Source organism: Pseudomonas sp. PVC-3-1 (genome assembly GCF_057444315.1).
In genome coordinates this window covers 4,639,357-4,660,030 of sequence record NZ_CM172023.1, presented here as the reverse complement: position 1 = coordinate 4,660,030, position 20,674 = coordinate 4,639,357, and the positions used below count along the sequence as shown (strand labels likewise).

Below are 20,674 nucleotides of genomic sequence, written 5' to 3'. Positions count from 1 at the left end.
GGTGTTGCTCACGGGCACTGCGTGAAACTGATACTGCATTTTTTCGTTAAAAAAAACACCATGAGTGAAAAATACTTAGCGGCGTGCCCCGGCAAATGACTGCGGAATCCCGCGGTTGGCGGTCTGCGGGCGCTGCGCGAAGGACAGCCGCAGGTGCAGGCGCATCAGGTCCGCGGCGATTTCCAGCTGGCCGCGCTCGATCTGCTCGATGATCCGCAGGTGCTCGCGCAGGGCTTCCTGCAGGCGGTGCACGCTGACCATCGGCAGCAGGTTGGGCAGGCGGCGCAGACGCTGGTGCTGCAGCAGCGAGTCGCCAACGAAGCGGTTGCCGCAACCCTGGGCGATCAGCTCGTGGAAGCCGATATCCAGTTCGCGGAATTGCGCCACGTCGAAGCGCTCGATGGGCGCGCCGAGCAGCTCTTCCATGGCGCCACGCAGCAGGGCGAGGCGCGCCAGGTCCGGGTCGAAGCCGGGGGCAAGCAAAGCTTCGGGTTCGAGGATCAGGCGGTAGCGCAGGCTGTCTTCCAGCGCCGCGAGGTTGTTCAGCAGCGGGCGGAACGACCAGCTCTGCCCGGCGCCGCGTTCCAGCACCTGGTCTTCGCTGAGCTGGGCCAGCACCTTTTGCGCGGCGACTCGGTTGATGTCATAGCGGCGCATCAGTTCGCTGGCGCTCAGGCTGTTGCCGAGGCGGCCGGCCATGCGGTCGCGCAGGACCGAGGCGGCGAGGGCTTCCTCCTCGGCCTGGGGCAGGGCGGGGCCCAGCACCTGGGCAGAAGGGTCTGCCGAAAGCCGATAGCCCTTGCCCGGCTCGTGGGCCACCAGTTGCTGCTCCAGCAGCAGGTCCAGGCCGGCGCGGATCAGCGTGCGCGATACGCCAAAGGTGCGTGCCAATTGCTGCTCGGACAGGCCGTCGCCATCCCCCAGCCCAGTGTCCTGGGCGTGCTCGATGATCCGCCGGGCCAGTTCCAGGTGGTTGGTGCGTGGTCTTTTCTCGGTGTCCTTGCTCAAGCGGCTTCTCTCCAGCGGGCCCCGGCAGGCTTGTGGGCGCGGGGCGACCCCTTATGCCACAGCGGGGGTGGTCCAACAAGAATATGGAAATGGTTGTAGGAAATTGTTGACTTCGCCAGCGGTTCGGTTTTTATTTTGAAAAAAAGACATGTAGTACGCTTTTCGTTCCGCTGCCGTCGACACACAAAAACAACCATCGTCAGGTGCGCAAGATGAAGCTGAAGACCATGCTCTACGCAGGGGCGACCCTCGCGCTCACGCTGTCCGCCACCACGGCCAGTGCCAAGGATCTGGTGATCTCCATCTGGGACGGCTACATGGCCCCGGATAACCTGGAGAAATTCCAGAAGGCCACTGGCCTCGAAGCCGACAAATCCCTCCACGCCACCAACGAAGAGATCATGGGCAAGCTCATGGCCTCAGGTGGTGAAGGCTACGACGTGGTGTTCGTGTCCTCGCCCTTTGCGGAGATCCTGCACAAGCAGGGCCTGCTCGCCGAGATCGATCCGGCGAAGGTGCCGAATCTCAAGAACCTCTACCCTGAAGCGCAGAAGCTCGAGTACGACGTCGGCAACCACTTCTCCGTGCCTTACACCTGGGGCACCACCGGCATCTGCTACCGCTCGGACAAGGTCAGCCCGGCACCTTCGAGCTGGAGCGATCTGCTCAAGCCCTCCGACGCTCTCAAAGGCAAGACCACCATGCTGGCCACCGACCGCTGGCTGCTGGGCGCGGGTTTCCTCGCCAATGGCTGGTCGGTGAACGACGGCAACCCGGACCAGATCAACGCGGTGCGCGACCAACTGATCGCCACCAAGAAACGCCTGCTGTCCTTTGACGACACCACCTTCTACTCCAAGCTGGCTTCGGGCGAGGCGCTGATGGCCCACGCCTGGGACGGCTGGTGCAACTACGGCACCCAGGCCAACGAGTCGATCAAGTTCGTCGTGCCCAAAGAGGGCTCCGACCTGTGGGTGGACACCATGGTCGTGCTGAAAAGCTCGAAGAACCCGGACGCCGCCTACCGCTTCATCAACTACATGCTGGAGCCGGCGAACCACGCCTGGGTCGCGGAAAACATCCTCTACAAGGTACCCAACCAGGCGGCGATGGCGACCCTGAAGCCGGACCTGCTGGCCAAGTACCCGAACCTCACCACCACGCCGGCCGAACTGGTCAAGCAACAGCAGTTGCGTGATGTGGGTGGCTCGACGCAGAAGGCGTACACCCGCGCCGTAACGGAAATCATGGCCGCTCAGTAAGGCCGATGGGGCGTCGCACTGGCGCCCCGCAATTCTCTCCGGAATAACCCTGAAGCACCCCGCCTGGCGTGGGGTTGGGGGAACTACGCATGACCGCTTTATCCGCCGACCGCAAATTGTCGGCCTGGCTGCTCGCGCCCGGTCTGGGCTGGCTGGCCCTGTTCCTGCTGCTGCCGTGCCTGCTGGTGCTGGTCTACAGCTTCCTCGAGCGCGGTGCCTACGGCGGCATCGACTATGTGTTCACCTGGGAAAACTACCGCCGCGCGGTGGACCCGCTGTACCTCGACATCCTCCTGCGCTCGGCGAAGATCGCCGGCCTGGCCATGTTGTTCGCGGTGATCATCGGCTACCCGGCGGCCTACGCCATCACCCGCACCACGCCACGCCGGCAGGCGGTGTACCTGTTCCTGGTGATGCTGCCGTTCTGGAGCAACTACCTGATCCGCACCTACGCCTGGATCGTGCTGCTCAACCGCGAAGGCCTGCTCAACCGACTGTTCAGCCTGCTGGGCTACAGCGGCGAGCCGATCAGCCTGCTCTACACCGACGCCACCGTGGTGCTCGGGCTGGTCTACAACTACATCCCCTTCGTCATCCTTGCCATCTACAGCTCGCTGTCGCGCATCGACAATGAGCTCTGGGAAGCCTCGCGAGACCTCGGCGCCTCCGGCTGGACCACCTTCCGCCGGGTGATCCTGCCGCTGTCGGTACCGGGCGTGGCCGCCGGCGCGGTATTCGTCTTCGTGCTCTCCATCGGCAACTTCATTACCGCCGACCTGCTGGGTGGCAAGCAGGTGCAGATGGTCGGCAACCTGATCTACGCGCAATTCCTCACCGCGCGGGACTGGCCTTTCGGTGCGGCGCTGAGCTTCTTCCTGATCGGCATCATGCTGCTGTTGCTGTTCATCCAGGCCATGGTCTCGCGCCGGGCCCAGGGCGCGGAGGGCGAACGCCATGCGTAACTCATCCGGCATCGCCCTCGGCACACACCTGTGGCTGGTGTACGCCTTCCTCTATGTGCCGATCCTGGTGCTGATCCTGCTGTCGTTCAATGCCAGCGGCCTGCCCACCGCGTGGGGCGGCGCGTCGCTGAAGTGGTACGCCAAGCTGCTGGCCAACGCGTCGATCCAGCACGCGGCGCTGAACACGCTGATCGTCGCACTGACCTCCACCTTCATCGCCTGCGTGCTCGGCACCTTGCTTGCGCTGGGCGTGGAAATGCGCGCCCGCAGCAGCGGCAGGAAGGGCAGCAACATCGCCGACACCCTGCTGATGGCGCCGATGATCATCCCCGATATCGTCCTGGCCATCGCGCTGCTGAGCTTCTTCAACCTGCTGAAGATGAGCCTGGGGCTGCACTCGATCATCCTCAGCCACGTGGTATTCAACATTGCCTTCGTCTGCGCGGTGGTGCGCACGCGGCTCAAGCACTTCGACTACTCGATCCTCGAAGCCTCCATCGACCTGGGCGCCGGCTGGTTCACCACCGCGCGCCGTGTGCTGTTACCAGCGATCTTCCCCGGCGTGCTGGCCGGCGGGCTGCTGGCGTTCACCCTGTCGGTGGACGAATTCATCATCGCCTTCTTCAACTCCGGTTCCGGCAGCGCCTCCACCACGCTGCCGATGCAGATCTACTCGATGATCCGCTTCGGCGTGACCCCGGAAATCAACGCCCTCGCCACCCTGGTGATGCTGGTCAGCTTCACCGCGCTGTTCGCCTCCCAACGTCTGAACAAGGTGCCCAAAGCCCATGACTAAGTCTTCCGACCTGCTGGTGCTGGACCAGGTCAGCAAATCCTATGGCGAGGGCCTGACGGCGGTGGACCAGGTGTCCCTGGCGATCCGCGAGAACGAGTTCTTCGCGCTGCTTGGCCCGTCCGGCTGCGGCAAGACCACGCTGATGCGGATGATCGCCGGCTTCGAGACGCCCAGCTCCGGCGCCATCTATCTCAACGGCCAGGACATCTCGCCGCTGCCGCCGAACAAGCGCCCGCTGAACCTGATGTTCCAGTCCTACGCGCTGTTCCCCAACATGACCGTGCGCAGCAACATCGCCTATGGCCTGGAGATGGAGAAGCTGCCCGCCGGCGAGATTCGCCAGCGTGTCGACGCGGTGCTGGAAACCGCGCAGCTCGGCCCGCTCGCCAACCGTCGCCCGGACCAGCTTTCCGGTGGCCAGCGCCAGCGCGTCGCCCTGGCCCGCGCACTGGTGAAGCGCCCGCGCGTGCTGCTGCTGGACGAACCCCTCGGTGCGCTGGACAAGAAGCTGCGCGAGAAGATGCAGCTGGAACTCAAGCGTCTGCAGCACGAGAGCGGCATCACTTTCATCATGGTCACCCACGACCAGGAAGAAGCCCTGGTCATGTCCGACCGCATGGCCGTGCTGCGTGACGGCAAGGTCTGCCAGTGCGGCAGCCCCAGCGAACTCTACGAGAACCCGGGCAGTCGCTTCGTCGCCGACTTCATCGGCGTCAGCAACCTGATCGAGGGCCGGCGCGTGGGCACCAATCGCCTGCAGGCAGGCGACCAGGTGCTGAACATCGAGACTACCGCCGAGTCGAGCCCCGAGAGCGTGACCCTGGCGCTGCGCCCGGAACGTCTGCGCGTGCTCACCGACGCCACGCCGGCCACCGACAACCAGGTCCATGGCGAGGTGGCGGAGGTCGCCTACCACGGCCTGGACACCAACCTGCACGTGAACACGGCGCTCTCCAGCAAGCCGCTGATCGTCCGCGTGCCGTCTTCGGACTACGACTTCTTGCGCCTTGCCGCCGGCATGCCGGTGCGCCTGGGCTGGGATGCGCGGCACGGCCGCGTGCTGACTCACTGATTGCTTCAAGAACAAGACTTACAGGAGAGCACCATGAGTAGTGAACGCAAGGTCATCGCATTCTTCCCCGAGGCCGCCTACGGCCCGGCCCTCAATTCGGTAGGCATCGCCCAGGCCTGCGAGGCGTTGGGGCACAAGGCGGTGTTCCTCACCGATCCGGGGATGACCGGGGTGTACTCGGCCTACGGCTTCGAGGAGCACTACGTGAACATGTCCGAGCCGATGCCGGCGGAAGAGATGGCGCGCTACTGGACCGACTTCATCAACGGCCACATCCCCAACTTCCGCAAGGCCCCGATCGACCAGCTCGACAACTACGTGAAGGAATGCTGGGAGGCCATCGTCTCCACCTCCAAGTGGGCGCAGAAGGAACTGCCGGCGATCCTCGACCGGATCAAGCCGGACCTGATCTGCGTGGACAACGTGATCCTCTTCCCGGCCATCAAGCATTACGGCAAGCCGTGGGTGCGGATCATCTCCTGCTCGGAAAACGAAGTGCATGACCCGGACATCCCGCCGTATCTGTCGGGGATGAGCGTGGAGGACAAGGACGGTCACGCGCGCTTCCAGAAACGCTTCGAAGAAGTGATCGCGCCGATCCATGCCGACTTCAACGACTTCCTCGCCGAGTGTGGCGAGCGTCCGTATCCGCTGGGCACCTTTTTCGAAGAGTCGCCCTACATGAACCTGCTGTTGTACCCGGACCCGGTTAAGTTCCAGCGCCGCCATCCGTTGCCGGCGCGGCAGTTCCACTACCTGCAGGGCTGCGTTCGCACCGACAAGCCCTACGAGATCCCGCAGTTCAAGGCGCACAACGACAAACCGCTGCTCTATGTCAGCTTCGGCAGTCTGGGCTCGGGCGATGTCGATCTGCTCAAGCGCCTGGTCACCACCATCGGCAAGCTGCCGTACCGCGCGCTGTTCAACGTCGGCGAGCACGTGGAGAAGTACACCGACCTGCCGGACAACGTGATCATCTCCAACTGGTACCCGCAGCCCTCGGTGATCGCCCAGGTCGACGGGGTAATCCACCACGGCGGCAACAACAGCTTCACCGAGTGCCTGTTCTTCGGCAAACCGGCCATCGTCATGCCCTACGTCTGGGATGGCCACGACAATGCCATGCGTGCCCAGGAAAGTGGCCACGGCCTGCGCATGGACCGCTACGACTGGAGCGAGGAAGACCTGGCGCGCAATATCGCCCAGTTGCTGGGCGACGAACTGATGAAGGGGCGCCTCGCGCGCACCAGTGACTACATGCGTTCGCGCAAGGGCCCGGAAGACGCCGCGCGTATCCTCGACCAGCTCGCCCAGGGCAAGGCGGTGAACCATGCCTGAGTGCAAGAGCCCCTTCTTTAATGGCGCCGCCAGCGCACCGTACATCCGCGGTGCCCGCGACTATGACGACCTGGTGGACTGGGGCGTGCAGTCCGACGCGCTGGAGGGCGTCTCGCACTCCAGCGGCCGCCTGCTGTTCAAGGGCCCGAACAACAGCCCGGAAACCGGCCTGTGGGTCTGCACCCCCGGCCGTTGGCGGCTGTCGATTCCACGTGACGAGCTCTGCCACTTCGTTTCCGGGCGCGCCACCTATCGCTCCGACGAGGGCGAAGTGATCGAGGTCGAGCCCGACACCCTGGTGCTGTTCCCGGCCGGCTGGACCGGCGAATGCACCGTGCACACCACGTTGCGCAATCTCTACATGCTGGCGTGATTTCGTAGGGCGCATAACGCCCCACGCGTTATCTGCCGTCGATCCTGCGCCGAACCCATCGGCGGATAACCGCAAGCGGTTATTCGCCCTATGCCTTATCCGGCCGCCCGAGTGGGTGGCCATTGCTGGAGAAAGACATGAAGACCCCCGTTATCTATCGCCCTCTGCAAGTCACCGAACTCAAGGACTGGGGCGTAATCCCGACCATGCTCGAGGGCGAGTCACATGTCAGCGGCGTGGTCCTGCACAAGGGGCCCGAAGGCCAGTCCGAATGCGGCATCTGGCACTGCACGCCGGGCAAGTGGTTCTGCCACGTGACCAGCGACGAGTTCTGCCACTTCCTCGAAGGCCGCTGCACCTACGTGCACGAGTCCGGCGAGGTGATCGAGATCGAGCCGGACACCGCGGCCTTCTTCCCAAAGGACTGGAAGGGCGTGTGCACCGTGCACGAGACCATCAAGAAGGTCTACATGATCCGGTGATGCCATGAACCTGCCTTGCGAAACCACCCGTACCGCCGCCCGCGAGACTTTCCTGGCGAGCAGCGACCTGGCCGGCGCGGCCATCACCGCGCTGCCGGCGGATGCCTCGGCGCGGCGCTACTTCCGCGTCGACGGCAGGGGCCTGCTGCTGATGGACTCGCCACCCGGCGCCGAGCCGCTGGCACCCTACCTGCGGGTGGCGCAACTGCTGCGCGACTGCGGGCTGTCGGCGCCCGGCGTGCTGGCCGCCGACCGTGAACTGGGCCTGGCGCTGATCGAGGACTTTGGCGACGCCACCTACACCCGGCTGTTCGCTGCCGGCCACAACGAGACGGAGCTGTACCGTCTCGCTGTGGACGCCCTGGTGCGTCTGCACCGCGCCGGCCCGCAAGCAGCCGAGGGCGTACCGGCCTACGACGGGCAGAAGCTGGGTGAGGAGGCGGCGCTGTTCATCGACTGGTATGCGCCGCTGCTGGTCGGCGAGAAAGCCGCTGCGCAACTTCGCGAGCGCTATCTGACGGAATTCGCCGCGCTCTGGCGTGACGTGTCCCTGCGCCGCGAGGTGCTGGTGCTGCGCGACTACCATGTCGACAACCTGATGCTGCTGGAGGGCAGGGCGGGCGTGGCGGCGTGCGGGCTGCTGGACTTCCAGGACGCGCTGTTCGGCGCACCGGCCTACGACCTCATGTCGCTGCTCGAAGACGCGCGCCGCGACATCCCCGAAACCCTGCGCGTGACCCTGCTCACCCATTACCTCAGCCAGCGCCCGGAAGTGGACGGCCGGCGCTTCATGACGGATTTCCAGGTGCTCGCCGCGCAGCGCCACGCCAAGGTGCTGGGCATCTTCGTGCGCCTGGCCAAACGCGATGGCAAGCACGGTTACCTCAAACACCTGCCGCGTGTGCTGCGCCTGTTCCAGCGCGCGCTCGATAACGAGCACCTGCGTCCGCTGGCGGCGCTGCTCGATTCCCATCTGCCGAACTGGCGCCAGCCGCTGGAGAGCGACGTGATCGCCCAGCGCCTGGCCTCATCCGAATCCCTGCGGAGCATTCCATGACCGACTTCCACGTTGATCTGCCCCTGCGTTTCATCGGCCCGCATTACCAGGGCGTAGCGACGCAGCGCGTGCGCGACATCATCAACCCCGCCGACCTCACCCAGGTCGGTCGCATTGCCCTGTGCGATGCGCAGGACGTAGACGCTGCCATCGACGCGGCCAATGCCGCCCAGCGCGAGTGGAAACGCGTGGACGCGAAATCCCGTGCGGCGATCCTCCATCAGCTGGCGAATGCCATCGAGACCGACCAGGCCACCCAGCGCGAAGTGGCGCGGTTGATGACCCTGGAAATGGGCAAGCCATTCCCCGAGGCCATGGGCGAGCTGGCCAACTGCGCGCCGATCTTCCGCTACTACGCCGAGATGGCGCGCGACGAGGCCGGCAAGGTGGCCGGCACCACGCAGCTCGGCTCGTTCCAGCATGTGCGCTACGAGCCCTATGGGGTGAGCGTGCACATCATGCCGTTCAACTTCCCCATCCTGCTGATGTGCTGGACCCTGGCTGCCTCGCTGGCGGCGGGCAATGCCTGCATCGTCAAGCCGGCGGAAAGCACCACGCTGTGCACGCTGAAATTCATGGAGCACTTCAAGGTACTACCGGCGGGGATGATCAGCTGTGTGCCGGGCGATGCCAGCACCGCGCAGCGCCTGGTGCAGTCCGAGCGCACCCACGCCGTGGCTTTCACCGGCAGCGTGGCTGCCGGCAAGGCGGTGGCGGTGGCCTGTGCCGAGCGGATGAAACCGGCGGTGATCGAGGCCGGCGGCAGCGACCCGATGATCATCTCCCGTCATGCGCCGCTGGAAGTCGCGGCGGCTGGCGCGGTGACCGCCGCCTTCCACCTGAGTGGGCAGATCTGCACCTCGGCGGAGCGTTTCTATGTGGTCGATGAGGTGCATGACGAGTTCGTCGCCCGCTTCGCCGAGCGCACCCGCGCGCTGCGCATCGGCCACGGGCTGGAGCGCTCCGAGATCGGCCCGATGGTCAGTGAGGCAGCCCGCGCCAAGGTTATCCGCCTGGTGGACGACGCCATCGCCAAGGGCGCCACGCTGGTCTGCGGCGGACGCATCCCGGAACAGTTCCCGGTGGGCTGGTACTACGAGCCGACCATCCTCACTGACGTCACTCCGGCCATGGCGATCTTCCACGAGGAGTGCTTCGGTCCGGTGGCGGCAATCTGCAAGGTGAAGGATTTCGACGAGGCCGTGCGCCTGGCCAACGATTCACCCTTCGGCCTGGGCGCCTCGCTGTTCTCCACCGACCTGGCCGAGGCCATGGAAGCGGCGGACCGCCTGGAAGCGGGCATGGTCTGGGTGAACAACCCGCTGATCGATAACGATGCACTGCCGTTCGGTGGCTGGAAGATGTCCGGCATGGGCCGCGAGCTCGGTCGCCAGGGGCTGGACGCGTTCCGCCGGTCGAAGATGGTGATCATCGACCACCAGCCGCAGATTCATTCCTGGTGGTATCCCTATAGCGACGAAGTGTTCTACCAGGGCTGATCTGATCCTCAATGAGATCAGGCCGTGGCGCGGCCGAGCCTTTCCAGCAGCCGCGCCTTCACCTCGGGCCACTCGCTGTCGATGATGCTGAAGCGCACCGAGTTGCGCTTGCGGCCGTCGGGCATGATGCGTTCATGGCGGACGATACCTTCCTGCACGGCGCCCAGGCGCAGGATGGCGGCGCGGGATTTCTCGTTCAGCTCGTCGGTGGTGAACTGCACGCGCACGCAGTCGAGTTCCTCGAAGGCGTAGGTGAGCAGCAGGAGCTTGGCCTCGGTGTTGATCGGCGTGCGCTGCGCCGACAGGGCGAGCCAGGTATGGCCGATCTCCAGCTTGCGGTTGGCGCGGTCGACCTTCCAGAAACGGGTGCTGCCGACGATCTTCCCAGTGCGCCGATCGAGGATGGCGAAGGGCAGCACGCTGCCTTCTTCCAGGCCTTTTTCGGCCTTGGCGATGTAGCCAGCGACGGTATCCCGCCCTGGAACCACCGTGACCTTGAGGTTCCACAGCTCTCCATCGGCAGCGGCGGCCAACAGGGCGTCGGCGTGTTCTGCGCGCAATTGAATGAGTTCGACGTGATCGCCGGTCAGGTGGGGGCAGGTGAGGTTGGGCATGTTTCGGGGCTCTGCTTGGAACGAACCCAGAGCCTACCGGATGCCGAGCGCTTTTCGTAGGAGCGAGCTTGCTCGCGATCAGTCGGCAAGGCTGGCGCTGGTTGGGTTCGCGAGCAAGCTCGCTCCTACAGGCTGGAGTCCTGCGCGGTCCTTGGAGGAGCGAGCTTGCTCGCGAACTGCATGGCACAAGGCCAAGCGCGAAGCGGGGCCGTCGGCGCGAGGCACTACAACAACAGGAACCCCTGCGGCCCCTTGGGTTGCGCAGGATCGGCGACGAACTTCAGTCGTTGCGTCTTCCACCAGCTCGGCAGCAACCGCCTCACCGCCGGTTGATTGAAGCGGTCATCCAGCAGGTAGATCACTCCCGAGTCTGTCGGCGTGCGGATCACCCGCCCGGCCGCCTGGACGACCTTCTGCAGGCCGGGGAACAGGTAGGTGTAGTCATACCCGTCGCCGAACATGCCCTGCATGCGCTGCTTGATCTCCTCGTTGACCTCGTTCACCTGCGGCAGGCCCAGCGTGGCGATGAAGGCGCCTATCAGGCGATCGCCCGGCAGGTCGATGCCCTCGCCGAACGCGCCGCCGAGCACGGCGAAACCGATGCCTTGCGAGTGCGTGGTGAAGCGGTCGAGGAAGGCCTGGCGTTCGATCTCGTTCATGCTGCGCGACTGCACCCAGCGCGGGATATCCGGGTGTTCCGTGGCGAAGCGGTCCAGTGCCTGTTGCAGGTAGGCGTAGCTGCTGAAGAACGCCAGATAGTTGCCGGGGCGGGCGCGGAACTGGCGGGCCATCAGGGTACTGATCGGCGTCAGGCTGGCCTCGCGGTGCTGGTAGCGGGTCGACAGGTTGCCCAGTGCGTGGACTTCCAGTTGCTCGGCGCGGAAGGGCGATTCCACCTCGCGCCAGGTGGTGTCTTCCGGCAGACCGAGCAGATCGGCGTAGTAATTGGCCGGGTTCAGCGTGGCGGAGAACAGCGTGGTGCTGTGGGCCACTTCGAAGCGTTCGGCGAGGAAGGGCGCTGGCACCACGTTGCGCAGGCACAGGGTGGAGAGTGTGCGCTGACCGCTGCCGTCGTGACGGGTGATGTCGAACAGCGAGTGCGGCCCGTAGGCTTCGGCCAGCCGGCAGAACAACATGGCATCGAGGTAGAAGCGCAGCAGTTCGGCCTCGTTGCCGGTGGGCTGGTCGGTGAGGTGGTCGGTGATGGCGCTGACGGCCTTCTGCAACATGGCGATGAACAGGTCCGGTACCGCCGGGTAGATCTGGTAGTCGACCTCCTGGTCGCGGTGCATCTGGTTCCAATGCCGGCCGACGCGCTCCAGCACGCCTTTGAGCCCGGCCGGGGCGACCTTGCGCAGCGCGTTGAACTCACTCTGGTCCAGCTCGGCGCTGTACATGCCGCGGCCGCGCTCGATCAGGTTGTGCGCCTCGTCCACCAGCAGGGTGACCTTCCAGTCGTTGAGCACGGTAAGGCCGTAGAGCAGGGCGGTCATGTCGAAGTAGTAGTTGTAGTCACCCACCACCACGTCGGCCCAGCGGCACAGTTCCTGGCTCAGGTAGTAGGGGCACACCTGGTGCTCCAGCGCCACGTTGCGCACCGCCTCCTGGGTCAGCCAGCGCTGCTTGAGCGCGGCCTCGCGGGCGGCGGGCAGGCGGTCGTAGAACCCCTTGGCCAGCGGGCAGGAGTCGCCGTGGCAGGATTTGTCCGGATGCTCGCAGGCCTTGTCGCGGGCGACGTGTTCCAGCACCCGCAGCGGCTGGGCAGCATCCTGTTGGCGCAGGGTTGCCAGGGCGTCGAGAGCCAGCCGCCGGCCGGGAGTCTTGGCGGTGAGAAAGAACAGTCGGTCGAGCTTCTGCCCGGGGAAGGCCTTGAGCTGCGGAAACAGCGTGCCGAGGGTTTTGCCGATCCCTGTGGTGGCCTGCGCCATCAGCGTCTGGCCGTCGCGAGCGGCGCGGTAGACGGACTCGGCGAGCATGCGCTGGCCCTGGCGGAAGTCGGCGTACGGGAAGCGCAGCGCCTCCAGGCCCTGGTCGCGTTCGACGCGATGGGCGCTTTCCTGTTCGGCCCACTGCACGAAGCGTTGGCATTGCAGATCGAAGAAGGCACGCAGGTCGACGGCGGCGAAGCGCTCGCGGAACTCGGTTTCCTTCTGGGTGATGACGTTGAAGTAGACGACGGCCAGATCGATGGCGTCGATTTCCAGCGTCTGGCACAGCAGCCAGCCGTAGACCTTCACCTGTGCCCAGTGCAGCAGCCGGTGGTTCTGGGGGATGCGCGCAACGTCGCCGCGGTGGGTCTTGATCTCTTCCAGCAGGTTGGCGGTCGGGTCGTAGCCGTCGGCGCGGCCGCTGACCACCAGGCCCGGATACTCGCCGCGCAACGGCAGCTCGGCGATGTAGCCCAGCCCCCGGCGGGAGACCACCGTGGCGTGCCCGGCCATGCCTTCCTGGGCGGTTGGGGCGGGGGTGAAGCGCAGGTCGAGGTCACCTTCCTTGGCGGTGAATTCGCACAGCGCGCGCACGGCGATGGCGTAGCTCATTCGCTTTCGTTCGCCTCGCCCTGCCAGCGCACGTAGCAGACTTCCACCGGCATGCCGTGCTCGGCGCAGAAGGCCAGCCAGCGCTTCTGGTTATCCTGCAGACGGTCGCCGGGGCCTTTCACTTCGATCATCCGATAGCGCGCCTCGCCGGGCCAGAACTGGATCAGGTCAGGCATGCCGGCGCGGTTGGCCCTCGGGTCGGCCAGCAGGCGCTCGAACCACAGCTTCAGGTGCGCCGCCGGCAGGCAGTGCAGGGCTTGCTGCAGCAGGTTTTCGTCGAGCAGCTCCCAGTGCACAAAGGGGGAGAGGATGCCGGACTTGGCGACGTAGGTTTCACGGATCGCGGCGAGGTAGGCGTCGCTGTCCAGCAGTGCCAGGCGCGCGGCAAAGCCTTCGGCGCGGCGGCTGACGAAATCGCCACGGTTCAGATCGCTCGGGCCGGCCTGGAAAGGATGGAAGAAGGCGCCCGGCAGCGGGGCGAAGATCACGTCCCAGCAGAGCAGGCCGAACAGGCTGCAGATCAGCGCATTTTCCACGTAGTGCACGGGCGCTTCTTCCTCGTGGAGCACGGATTGCACGGCGAATTCGACGTTGACGTCGGGGCGCGGCAGTTCCACGTCGATACGCAGCGGCGGTACGGGCTTGACCACTTTTCCGTTCGGAAGGCCGAGCTGGCGTTCCAGCCGCGTCAGCGCACGCTCCACCAGTTGCAGCTCGCCGTCGCTTTCCGGCGCGGCCAGTGCGGTCTGTACCAGGGCGTGGGCATCTTCGAAGCGCTGCAGGCGTTCCAGCACGCGAATCTGCCGCTGCCGCGAGCCACTGGCGGTGGTGCGCTGATAGAGCGCCAGCGCGGCGTCCAGCTCGCCTTCGCGCTCCAGTTGGTGGGCCATGCGGTACAGCAGACGGCCGTGGCGGGCTTGCAGGTAGGTGTTATCGCTGTGGAAGTCGCCCAATTCCGACAATAGCTCGGCGATGGGCTCGCCTGTTTCGAAGCGGACGGCACTGTTCCACAGGTGGATGTAGGCTTCCAGATCGTCGCGACAGCGAAAGGCGCGGGAGTCGGCGGTGATGGGGACGGTTTCGTAGCGGAAGATGCCTAGGTCGGCGAGGACGAACTCCGACCAGTCCTGCTGCAGGTTGCCGAAGAACAGCAGGCGCAGGCGGTCGCACAGCGGCGTCGCCATCAGGGTGTAGAGTTGGTCGAGTTGCGGGTACCAGCCTTCGAATGGCAGCACCTGCCCGTGATAGGCGTGCAGGTACTCGTAGAGTTCAGCCTTTTTCAGCGAACCGCGCGGCAGGTCATCGCGAAAGCGCGCGAGCAGTTCGTCCTTGAGCAGCAGAGGGAGCAGCTCTTCCAGTGTCAGCGGGTAGTCGTCGTCCAGCCAGCCCAGTTCCAATAGCGGCGCGGCGGCGCTGGGAATGTCGCCGATTTCGACATAGCTCAGCTTGCCCGCGCGAAAGTGCGGCCCCTTGCGCATGACCAGCCGCACCAGCAGCGCCCGCGAAGGCAGCGGCAGCGCGCGGAAGTCCGCGATGAACCGGGCTTCCTCGGCGTCGAGCAGGTCGGCGTAGCGCTCGTCGATCCAGTCGAGGGCGCGGTGGAAGTTGGTCAGGTAGTAAAGGCTGGGATCGAGCGGCGCGGACATCGGCAGGCACTGGTTTTACATACAGTGCCAAGGATGGCGTGATGGTGGCTTGGCCGCAAGGGTTAGTGCGGCCTTTCATCGGGAGATGCCTTGCGCTGGGTTTTCAGGATGGCTGTAGGAGCGAGCTTGCTCGCGAACGCATTGCACCGGTTGGCCCGGCGTGAAGCGGGATTCGCGAGCAAGCTCGCTCCTACAAGGGCCGTGCCTGGCCGGCGGATCAGTCGAGGCGAAACACCAGTGCCTTCAGGCCGCTGTCTTCCTCGATGTCGGCGAATTCCGGTGGGTTTTCCAGGCGTTCGATGAAGCGCAGCGGCGGCGCCTCGGCGGCCATGCCCTGGAGGAGGAAGTCCATGCCGACGGCGGGGTCGTTTACGCAGGCCAGTACGGTGCCTGCGCCATCCAGCAGCTCCGGCAGGCGGCGCAGGACGCGGGCGTAGTCCTTGTCGAGGACGAAGCTGCCTTTCTGGAAGCTCGGCGGGTCGATGATGATCAGGTCGTAGGGGCCGGACTTCTTCACCTTGCCCCAGGACTTGAACAGGTCGTGGTCGAGGAAGCTCACCTTCGACAGGTCGTGGCCGTTCAGGCGGTGGTTATCGCGGCCACGGCTGAGCGCCGCGCGGGCCATGTCGAGGTTGACCACCTTCTGCGCACCGCCGGCGATCGCTGCCACGGAGAAGCCGCAGGTGTAGGCGAACAGGTTGAGCACGCGCAGGCCTGCGGAGTTGGCCTGCACCCACTGGCGGCCGTAACGCATGTCGAGGAACAGGCCGTTGTTCTGCTTGCGGCCCAGGTCGAGCTGGTAGCGCAGGCCGTGTTCGCTGATCTGCCAGCCGTCGAAGGTCTCGCCAGCAAGCACTTCCATGGTGCTTTCCAGGGTGTAGCGGTGCTGCAGCATCAGGCTGCGGGCGCCGCTGGCACGCCATACCTCGCTGTCAGCCAGGTCGCTCAGCATCGTCCTGAGGGCCGCCAGCTCCTCCGCTTCAGGCTCACGGAACAGCGACACCAGCAGCACGCCTTCCAGCCAGTCGGCGGTGACCTGCTCCAGCCCCGGCCAGCGGCGGCCGCGGCCATGGAACAGGCGGCGGGTTTCCGCGGGGACGGGGTTCAGGGCGGTGAGCAGTTGCTCTCGCAGGGTGGCGATGGCGTCGGTGTTCATCTTTCCGGTCTTTCTGATTCAGGCGATTGGAGCAAATCGGGGCGGCGATTCTACGCGCTCAGGCGCCATGGCGCTGCACCTGCAGTCTTTCCTCCGGGCGTGGGGCGACGAAGTAGCGGTTGAGCGCTTCGTAGCCGGCCGGGTCCAGCGGCGCGGCGAGCGGGGCAATCGCGTGGCGCGCCAGCAGCCGGTCGCGGCAGGTGGCCGGGTCGACGTCGAGAAAATGCAGGCAGTGCGCCGCACCGGCCTGCTCCGCCAGATCAATCAGCCAGCGGCGGTCGGCCAGGGTGTTGGCGGGGATATCCAGCGCCACGCTGGTGCCGGCGCGCAGCAGGCCGACCACGTGCGGGCCCATGACCTTGCGTACGCGGCGAGCGTAGAGCTGGTAGTCGTCAGGATTGCTGATGCCCCAGGGAAACAGCTCGGCCAGCCATTGTTCCTCGGCCAGCATCACGGTGCCCGGCGCCTCGGCCAGCTCCCGCGCCAGGCGGGATTTGCCCGATGCCGCCTTGCCACACAGGAGGTGCAGCGTACCGGTCGGTGAATTCATGTGGTTACCTCCAGCAGATCGGTGCCGTAGGAATTGTCGACGGCGCAGCGCCAGGCGCCGTCGGCTTCGCGGCGGAACACGTAGGTGGCGCGACGGCTCAGCTTGCCGTGGCTGGTGTCGAGCAAAGTCTGCGCGACCACCAGGGCGATATCGCCGGTCTCGAGGATTTCCAGGCGACCCTGGCGCACCCGCAGGTTGTGGCCGAAGTGCTCGGCGATGGCGACGAAGGCGCGGCGGATCTGTTCCTTGCCGCGCGCCAGCAGGCCGGGCTTGACCACCAGCAGGGCGTCGTCGGTGTAGAACTCGAGCAGGGCGTTGAAGTCCTCGCGGCCGATGGCTTCGTCTGCAGCCTGGATGAGCGCTTGCAGCGGGTGCTGCTCTGGGTGGGTTGCCTGGTCCATCAGTGTCTCCTCGATCGGGAGCCTCGGACGGCGGGCATTAAAAAACCCGCCGGGAGGCGGGTTTGGTTGTTCGCGGAATGCGCTAACCCACCATCGGAGCGATGGTGGTAATAATCTGCTGGAAGGTGCGGTTGGCGGCATTCATGGAGCAGAAGCTACCAGAAGTTTCATCCGTCGCGCCAGCGCTCTTTTTTTGCTGGCGGCATGGCATGATCGCGCCGCGCCATTGTCTGAGCACCATGTCTTTCTCCACGCTGTAGCGGAGCCTTTTCATGCCATCCTCCCTCGCAACCCGCTTCCTGCGCGCCCTGGCGTTGCTCGCCGGGTTGGCCGCGTCCGTCGACGCCCTTGCCGTGACGTGCCCGGCGGGGCAGCGTCAGGTGTGCCTGGACACCTGCATGTGCCTGCCAGACCTGGGTGCCGTGCTCGGCCCTGTGCTCACTGACACTCGCAAGATGGCCGCCCAGGCATTGGCCGTCTGGCTGCAGCAGTCCCGCGATCAGGCCGTGCAGGGCGGCACCGAACCGATCCCGCTGGAGATTCGCGCCCAGCTGCAACCTTACTACCCCGACGACGTGCTCATGGCCGCACGCTATTCCATCGGTGCGCTGGATGACCTGAACGCTGGCCAGGCAATCATGCAGAACCCCGATACCGAGGCCGTCACCCTGGTGGACGTGATCGTGTTCCGCAGCGAGGACGACGCGCAGAAGGACGTCGCCCTCTGGGCTCACGAGCTGTGGCACGTGAAGCAGTACCAGGAGTGGGGCGTGCAGGGCTTCGCCACGCGCTATTCCGAGGACTTCGACGCGGTGGAAGCGCCGGCCTACGAGATGCAGCGCCGGGTCGCCAAGGACCTGCGCGATGGCAAGGTCACCGCGCAGAAGAACGGTCCTTAGCGGCTGGCGCTGGCTTCCGGCGCCGGCGTACCGCCGCCGAGCGCCTTGCACAGGGCGATCAGCGTCAGGCGCAGCTGGGTGTCGCTATCCACCACGTCGCGGCGTGATTGCAGGTACGCGCGCTGGGCGTCCAGTTCCACCAGGAAGTCCGTCATGCCGCCGGCATAGCGTGCCTTGGCCATGCCATAGGCGATATCGCTGCTGCGCAGTTTTTCCTGCAGACGCTGGTTGCGTTGGCGTTCGGCACCGTAATGGCTCAGCGCGTCGTCCACTTCCTGCCAGGCCTTGAGCACGGTCTGCTGGTAGGACACCGCCGCTTCCTGCTGTTCCAGTTTGCGCAGGTTGATCTGCGAGCGCCGCCGGCCGTTGTCGAAAATCGGCAGCGACAGGCTCGGGCCGACCGTCCAGGTGCGGCTGCCCCAGTCGCCGAACTTGCTGTCTTCCACCGACTCGTAGCCGAAGTTCGCACCCAGGCGAATCGTCGGGTAGAGGTCGGCCACGGCCACGCCGATGTTGGCGGTGGCGGCGTGCAGCTGGGCTTCGGCGGCGCGGATGTCCGGGCGCCGGCGCGCCACTTCCGAAGGCAGGCCCAGGCTCAGGTCGGGTGTCTGCGGCGCAGTCTGCGCGACGGGTTTCAGGTCCTCGCGCAGGCTGCCCGGCTCGGCGCCGATCAGCACGCCGATCTGGTTGATTGCCGCGCTCTCGCTGGCCTGCAGTTGCGGCAGGCTGGAGCGCAGCTCGGCGAGCTGGCCGCGCTGGCGCTCGACGTCGAAATCGTCCACCAGCCCGCCGTCGGCGCGCACCTGGATCAACTGCATCGATTCCTCGGTGGCGGCGATGTCCTGCTGAGCCACGGCGATCTGTTGCTGCACGCCGCGCAGCTCGAAGTAGCTGCGGGCCAGTTCCGCCGATACGCCCAGGCGGGTTTCCTCGAACATCGCCTGCTGTGCATCGACGCTGGCATCGGCGGCTTCGATGGAGCGGCGGATGCGCCCCCACAGGTCCGGTTCCCAGGAGGCATCGAAGCCGGCCTGGTAGAGCGTGAAGGGTTCGGCCAGGACCTTGGCGATCTGGTCGCTGTCGCCGGTGGGGGCGATGCGTTGGATCATCAGCGCGTTGGAGCCGTTCTCGCTCAGGCGCTGGCGATTCACTGCGGCCGAGGCGTTGACGTCGACGCCGCGCTGCGCGGCTACCATCTGCCGCTGCATGCGGCTCTGGGCAAAACGCAGTACGGCGCTGTTGAGGTCGGGGCTGGCCTTGTCGGCGCGGCGCTGCAGGTTGTTCAGCACCGGGTCGTTGAACAGGCTCCACCAGTCCTCGCCGAGGCGGGTGCTGCCTTCGGCTGGGTGCAGTTGCCCGCTGCCGGAGTGGGCGGCCTGCCAACTGGCCGGCGTCTGCGTTTTCGGCGCCTCGTAGTCGGGGCCCACTGCGCAGCCCGCGAGGCTGGCACCCAGCAGGGCGCTGGAGACGAAGCGGAAGGTGAGGTTCATGGGTGACACCCTCTTGCAAAACTAGTCATCCGAAGTGCTTTCGAAACGTCGCGCGACATAGCCCATCAGTAGACCGCCGAGAATGCCGATCACGCCGCAGGCCAGGCCCATGGGGCGGTTGGTTACCATGCCGACATTCTTCACGTGGGTGGGCAGGCCCAGCAGGCCGATGAAGAACAGCATCGCCACCGATAGGGCGATCAGGTAGATGCCGCCCGCGCGCCAGGATTGAGTGGCAATGCCCTGCTTGCGGCAGTACAGGTGGCCGAGCCAGAACGGCAGCAGGAGCTGGGTGACGGCGAAGACGATGAAGCTGCTGGTGTCGCTCATGGTTGTCCATTTCCCAGGTAACGCCCTGTCAGGATATTGCATTCGCTCGCCATGCCGGGTGACTCGCTACGCAAGCCGGTGGCGGAACAGCCACGAGGCGAGCGGCAGGGTGACGGCGGCCACCACCAGCATGGGGATCAGGTTGTGCCAGACATCGACCAGGGTCGCGCCTTCGAGGTAGACGCGCTGGATCAGGTCGATGCCAAAGCGCAGCGGGTTGGCGTAAGTCACCATCTGCAGGAACTCGGGCATGTTGCGCACCGGCGTGGCAAGGCCGGAGAGCAGCGTCAGCGGCATGATCAGCACGAAGGTGTAGAGCATCGCCTGCTGCATATTCAGCGACACCGCGCTGATCGACATGCCCAGCCCGACGCAGGCGATGGTGAACACCGTCAGCCCGCCGTAGAGGTTCAGCAGCGAACCGGCCATGGGTATTCGGAACCAGAACAGCGCCATCAGCAGCACCAGCGTGGCCTGCACCAGGCCGATCAGCAGCGGTGGGATGGCCTTGCCGAACATGATTTCCAGCGGCGTGTAGGGCGTGACCAGCAACTGGTCGAAGGTGCCCTGTTCACGCTCGCGGGCAACCGAGAGCGCGGTGAGCATCAGTGTCTGCATCATGCTCAGGGTGGCGATCAGCGCGGGGATCAGTGGCCAGCGGGTTTCCAGGTTGGGGTTGTACCAGGAGCGGCTGACCACGCTGATCGGCGCGGAGGCCAGGCCCTGCTCCCGGTTGAATTCGTCCACCACCACGGCGAGGCCGGCAGCGGCGGAGCCGGCGGTGTTGGAGTTGCGCCCGTCGAGGATGACCTGGATCGGCGCCGGGTCGCCCTGGGCCAGGCGGGTCTGGAAGTCTGAGGGAATGTGGATCACCAGCAGGGCCTTCTGCTCGTCGATGACCGTCTGGATTTCCTCCACGCGGGTGAGCGTTGCCACGCGATGGAAGATGCCGCTGCCGTCCAGCCGCGAGGCGAGGCGGGTGGAGGATTCGCTGTGGCTCAGGTCGAGGATGGCGTAAGGCGCGTCGTTCAGGTCGAAGGTCACCGCGTAGCCGAACAGCACGCTCTGCATCAGCACCGGCGCCACCAGCACGATGCGGTTGGCCGGGTCCTTGAGGATCACCAGCAGTTCCTTGCGCCAGAGGTTGAGGATGCGCCAGAGAAATTCCATGTCGTCAGAACCTGCTCAATGTCTGCCTG

The 20,674-nt window shown here is 65.6% G+C and carries 21 protein-coding genes; 10 read left to right on the top strand and 11 right to left on the bottom strand.

All coding sequences use genetic code 11. From position 1 onward, the window contains the following. Positions 1-75: 75 nt before the first annotated feature. A complete protein-coding gene (locus AC2T4A_RS21525; protein ID WP_416751121.1) occupies positions 76-1,008 on the bottom strand; it encodes a GntR family transcriptional regulator in 933 nt (310 codons plus the stop codon). Between the two features lie 212 nt (positions 1,009-1,220). On the opposite strand from AC2T4A_RS21525, the gene AC2T4A_RS21520 reads away from it, so the two are divergent. The 9 genes from AC2T4A_RS21520 (at position 1,221) to AC2T4A_RS21480 (ending at position 9,849) form a co-directional block, all read left to right on the top strand. Further along, positions 1,221-2,270 (top strand): polyamine ABC transporter substrate-binding protein, encoded by a 1,050-nt coding sequence (locus AC2T4A_RS21520; protein ID WP_017519222.1) that lies wholly within the window; start codon positions 1,221-1,223, stop codon positions 2,268-2,270. An 89-nt stretch (positions 2,271-2,359) separates the two neighbouring features. Beyond that, positions 2,360-3,232 (top strand): ABC transporter permease, encoded by an 873-nt coding sequence (locus tag AC2T4A_RS21515; protein WP_084357710.1) that lies wholly within the window; start codon positions 2,360-2,362, stop codon positions 3,230-3,232. Beyond that, positions 3,225-4,028 carry an ABC transporter permease gene (locus tag AC2T4A_RS21510; RefSeq protein WP_416751124.1) on the top strand — a complete coding sequence of 268 codons (804 nt, stop codon included), beginning with the start codon at positions 3,225-3,227 and terminating at the stop codon, positions 4,026-4,028. Before AC2T4A_RS21515 ends, AC2T4A_RS21510 begins: the two co-directional genes overlap by 8 nt. Next, on the top strand, positions 4,021-5,100 hold the full coding sequence (locus AC2T4A_RS21505; RefSeq protein WP_486741739.1) for an ABC transporter ATP-binding protein: 1,080 nt from the start codon (positions 4,021-4,023) through the stop codon (positions 5,098-5,100). Before AC2T4A_RS21510 ends, AC2T4A_RS21505 begins: the two co-directional genes overlap by 8 nt. 33 nt (positions 5,101-5,133) lie before the next feature. Continuing rightward, entirely contained in the window at positions 5,134-6,438 is a 1,305-nt protein-coding gene (locus tag AC2T4A_RS21500) for a nucleotide disphospho-sugar-binding domain-containing protein (protein ID WP_486741738.1), read from the top strand. Then, entirely contained in the window at positions 6,431-6,811 is a 381-nt protein-coding gene (locus tag AC2T4A_RS21495) for a cupin domain-containing protein (protein WP_416751131.1), read from the top strand. Before AC2T4A_RS21500 ends, AC2T4A_RS21495 begins: the two co-directional genes overlap by 8 nt. Before the next feature lie 137 nt (positions 6,812-6,948). After that, positions 6,949-7,293: a cupin domain-containing protein gene (locus AC2T4A_RS21490; RefSeq protein ID WP_081518261.1), complete on the top strand. Its 345-nt coding sequence runs from the start codon at positions 6,949-6,951 to the stop codon at positions 7,291-7,293. Between the two features lie 4 nt (positions 7,294-7,297). Continuing rightward, positions 7,298-8,350 (top strand): aminoglycoside phosphotransferase family protein, encoded by a 1,053-nt coding sequence (locus tag AC2T4A_RS21485; protein ID WP_486741737.1) that lies wholly within the window; start codon positions 7,298-7,300, stop codon positions 8,348-8,350. Next, the gene (locus tag AC2T4A_RS21480) at positions 8,347-9,849 is read left to right on the top strand and encodes an aldehyde dehydrogenase family protein (protein WP_486741736.1); all 1,503 of its coding nucleotides are present in this window, start codon (positions 8,347-8,349) and stop codon (positions 9,847-9,849) included. The genes AC2T4A_RS21485 and AC2T4A_RS21480 overlap by 4 nt, the downstream gene beginning before the upstream one ends. Before the next feature lie 17 nt (positions 9,850-9,866). Here the strand turns inward: AC2T4A_RS21480 and AC2T4A_RS21475 are convergent, their stop codons facing one another. From AC2T4A_RS21475 to AC2T4A_RS21445, 7 genes are all read right to left on the bottom strand, one after another. Beyond that, a complete protein-coding gene (locus tag AC2T4A_RS21475) occupies positions 9,867-10,463 on the bottom strand; it encodes a GNAT family N-acetyltransferase (RefSeq protein ID WP_478378025.1) in 597 nt (198 codons plus the stop codon). A 224-nt stretch (positions 10,464-10,687) separates the two neighbouring features. Beyond that, the gene (locus AC2T4A_RS21470) at positions 10,688-13,003 is read right to left on the bottom strand and encodes an ATP-dependent DNA helicase (protein WP_486741735.1); all 2,316 of its coding nucleotides are present in this window, start codon (positions 13,001-13,003) and stop codon (positions 10,688-10,690) included. Beyond that, positions 13,000-14,649 (bottom strand): VRR-NUC domain-containing protein, encoded by a 1,650-nt coding sequence (locus AC2T4A_RS21465; RefSeq protein WP_486741734.1) that lies wholly within the window; start codon positions 14,647-14,649, stop codon positions 13,000-13,002. Before AC2T4A_RS21465 ends, AC2T4A_RS21470 begins: the two co-directional genes overlap by 4 nt. A 217-nt stretch (positions 14,650-14,866) precedes the next feature. Further along, entirely contained in the window at positions 14,867-15,805 is a 939-nt protein-coding gene (locus tag AC2T4A_RS21460; protein WP_478378023.1) for a class I SAM-dependent methyltransferase, read from the bottom strand. Between the two features lie 58 nt (positions 15,806-15,863). Further along, complete coding sequence (locus AC2T4A_RS21455; protein WP_416751147.1) at positions 15,864-16,355, bottom strand: P-loop nucleotide/nucleoside kinase family protein; 492 nt, start codon at positions 16,353-16,355, stop codon at positions 15,864-15,866. After that, positions 16,352-16,756, bottom strand: coding sequence for a YybH family protein (locus AC2T4A_RS21450; RefSeq protein WP_416751149.1), 405 nt, complete (start codon positions 16,754-16,756; stop codon positions 16,352-16,354). The genes AC2T4A_RS21455 and AC2T4A_RS21450 overlap by 4 nt, the downstream gene beginning before the upstream one ends. Positions 16,757-16,838: 82 nt before the next feature. Beyond that, positions 16,839-17,030: a hypothetical protein gene (locus tag AC2T4A_RS21445; protein WP_416751151.1), complete on the bottom strand. Its 192-nt coding sequence runs from the start codon at positions 17,028-17,030 to the stop codon at positions 16,839-16,841. On the opposite strand from AC2T4A_RS21445, the gene AC2T4A_RS21440 reads away from it, so the two are divergent. Next, positions 17,029-17,655, top strand: coding sequence for an eCIS core domain-containing protein (locus tag AC2T4A_RS21440; protein ID WP_486741733.1), 627 nt, complete (start codon positions 17,029-17,031; stop codon positions 17,653-17,655). The two genes, AC2T4A_RS21445 and AC2T4A_RS21440, sit on opposite strands and share 2 nt — an antisense overlap. On the opposite strand, the gene AC2T4A_RS21435 is transcribed toward AC2T4A_RS21440, so the two are convergent. The 3 genes from AC2T4A_RS21435 to AC2T4A_RS21425 form a co-directional block, all read right to left on the bottom strand. Next, a complete protein-coding gene (locus AC2T4A_RS21435; RefSeq protein WP_486741732.1) occupies positions 17,652-19,145 on the bottom strand; it encodes an efflux transporter outer membrane subunit in 1,494 nt (497 codons plus the stop codon). The genes AC2T4A_RS21440 and AC2T4A_RS21435 overlap by 4 nt on opposite strands. Before the next feature lie 21 nt (positions 19,146-19,166). Then, complete coding sequence (locus tag AC2T4A_RS21430; protein WP_486741731.1) at positions 19,167-19,475, bottom strand: hypothetical protein; 309 nt, start codon at positions 19,473-19,475, stop codon at positions 19,167-19,169. 66 nt (positions 19,476-19,541) lie between these two features. After that, positions 19,542-20,645 carry an ABC transporter permease gene (locus AC2T4A_RS21425; protein WP_486741730.1) on the bottom strand — a complete coding sequence of 368 codons (1,104 nt, stop codon included), beginning with the start codon at positions 20,643-20,645 and terminating at the stop codon, positions 19,542-19,544. Between the last annotated feature and the right edge of the window lie 29 nt (positions 20,646-20,674).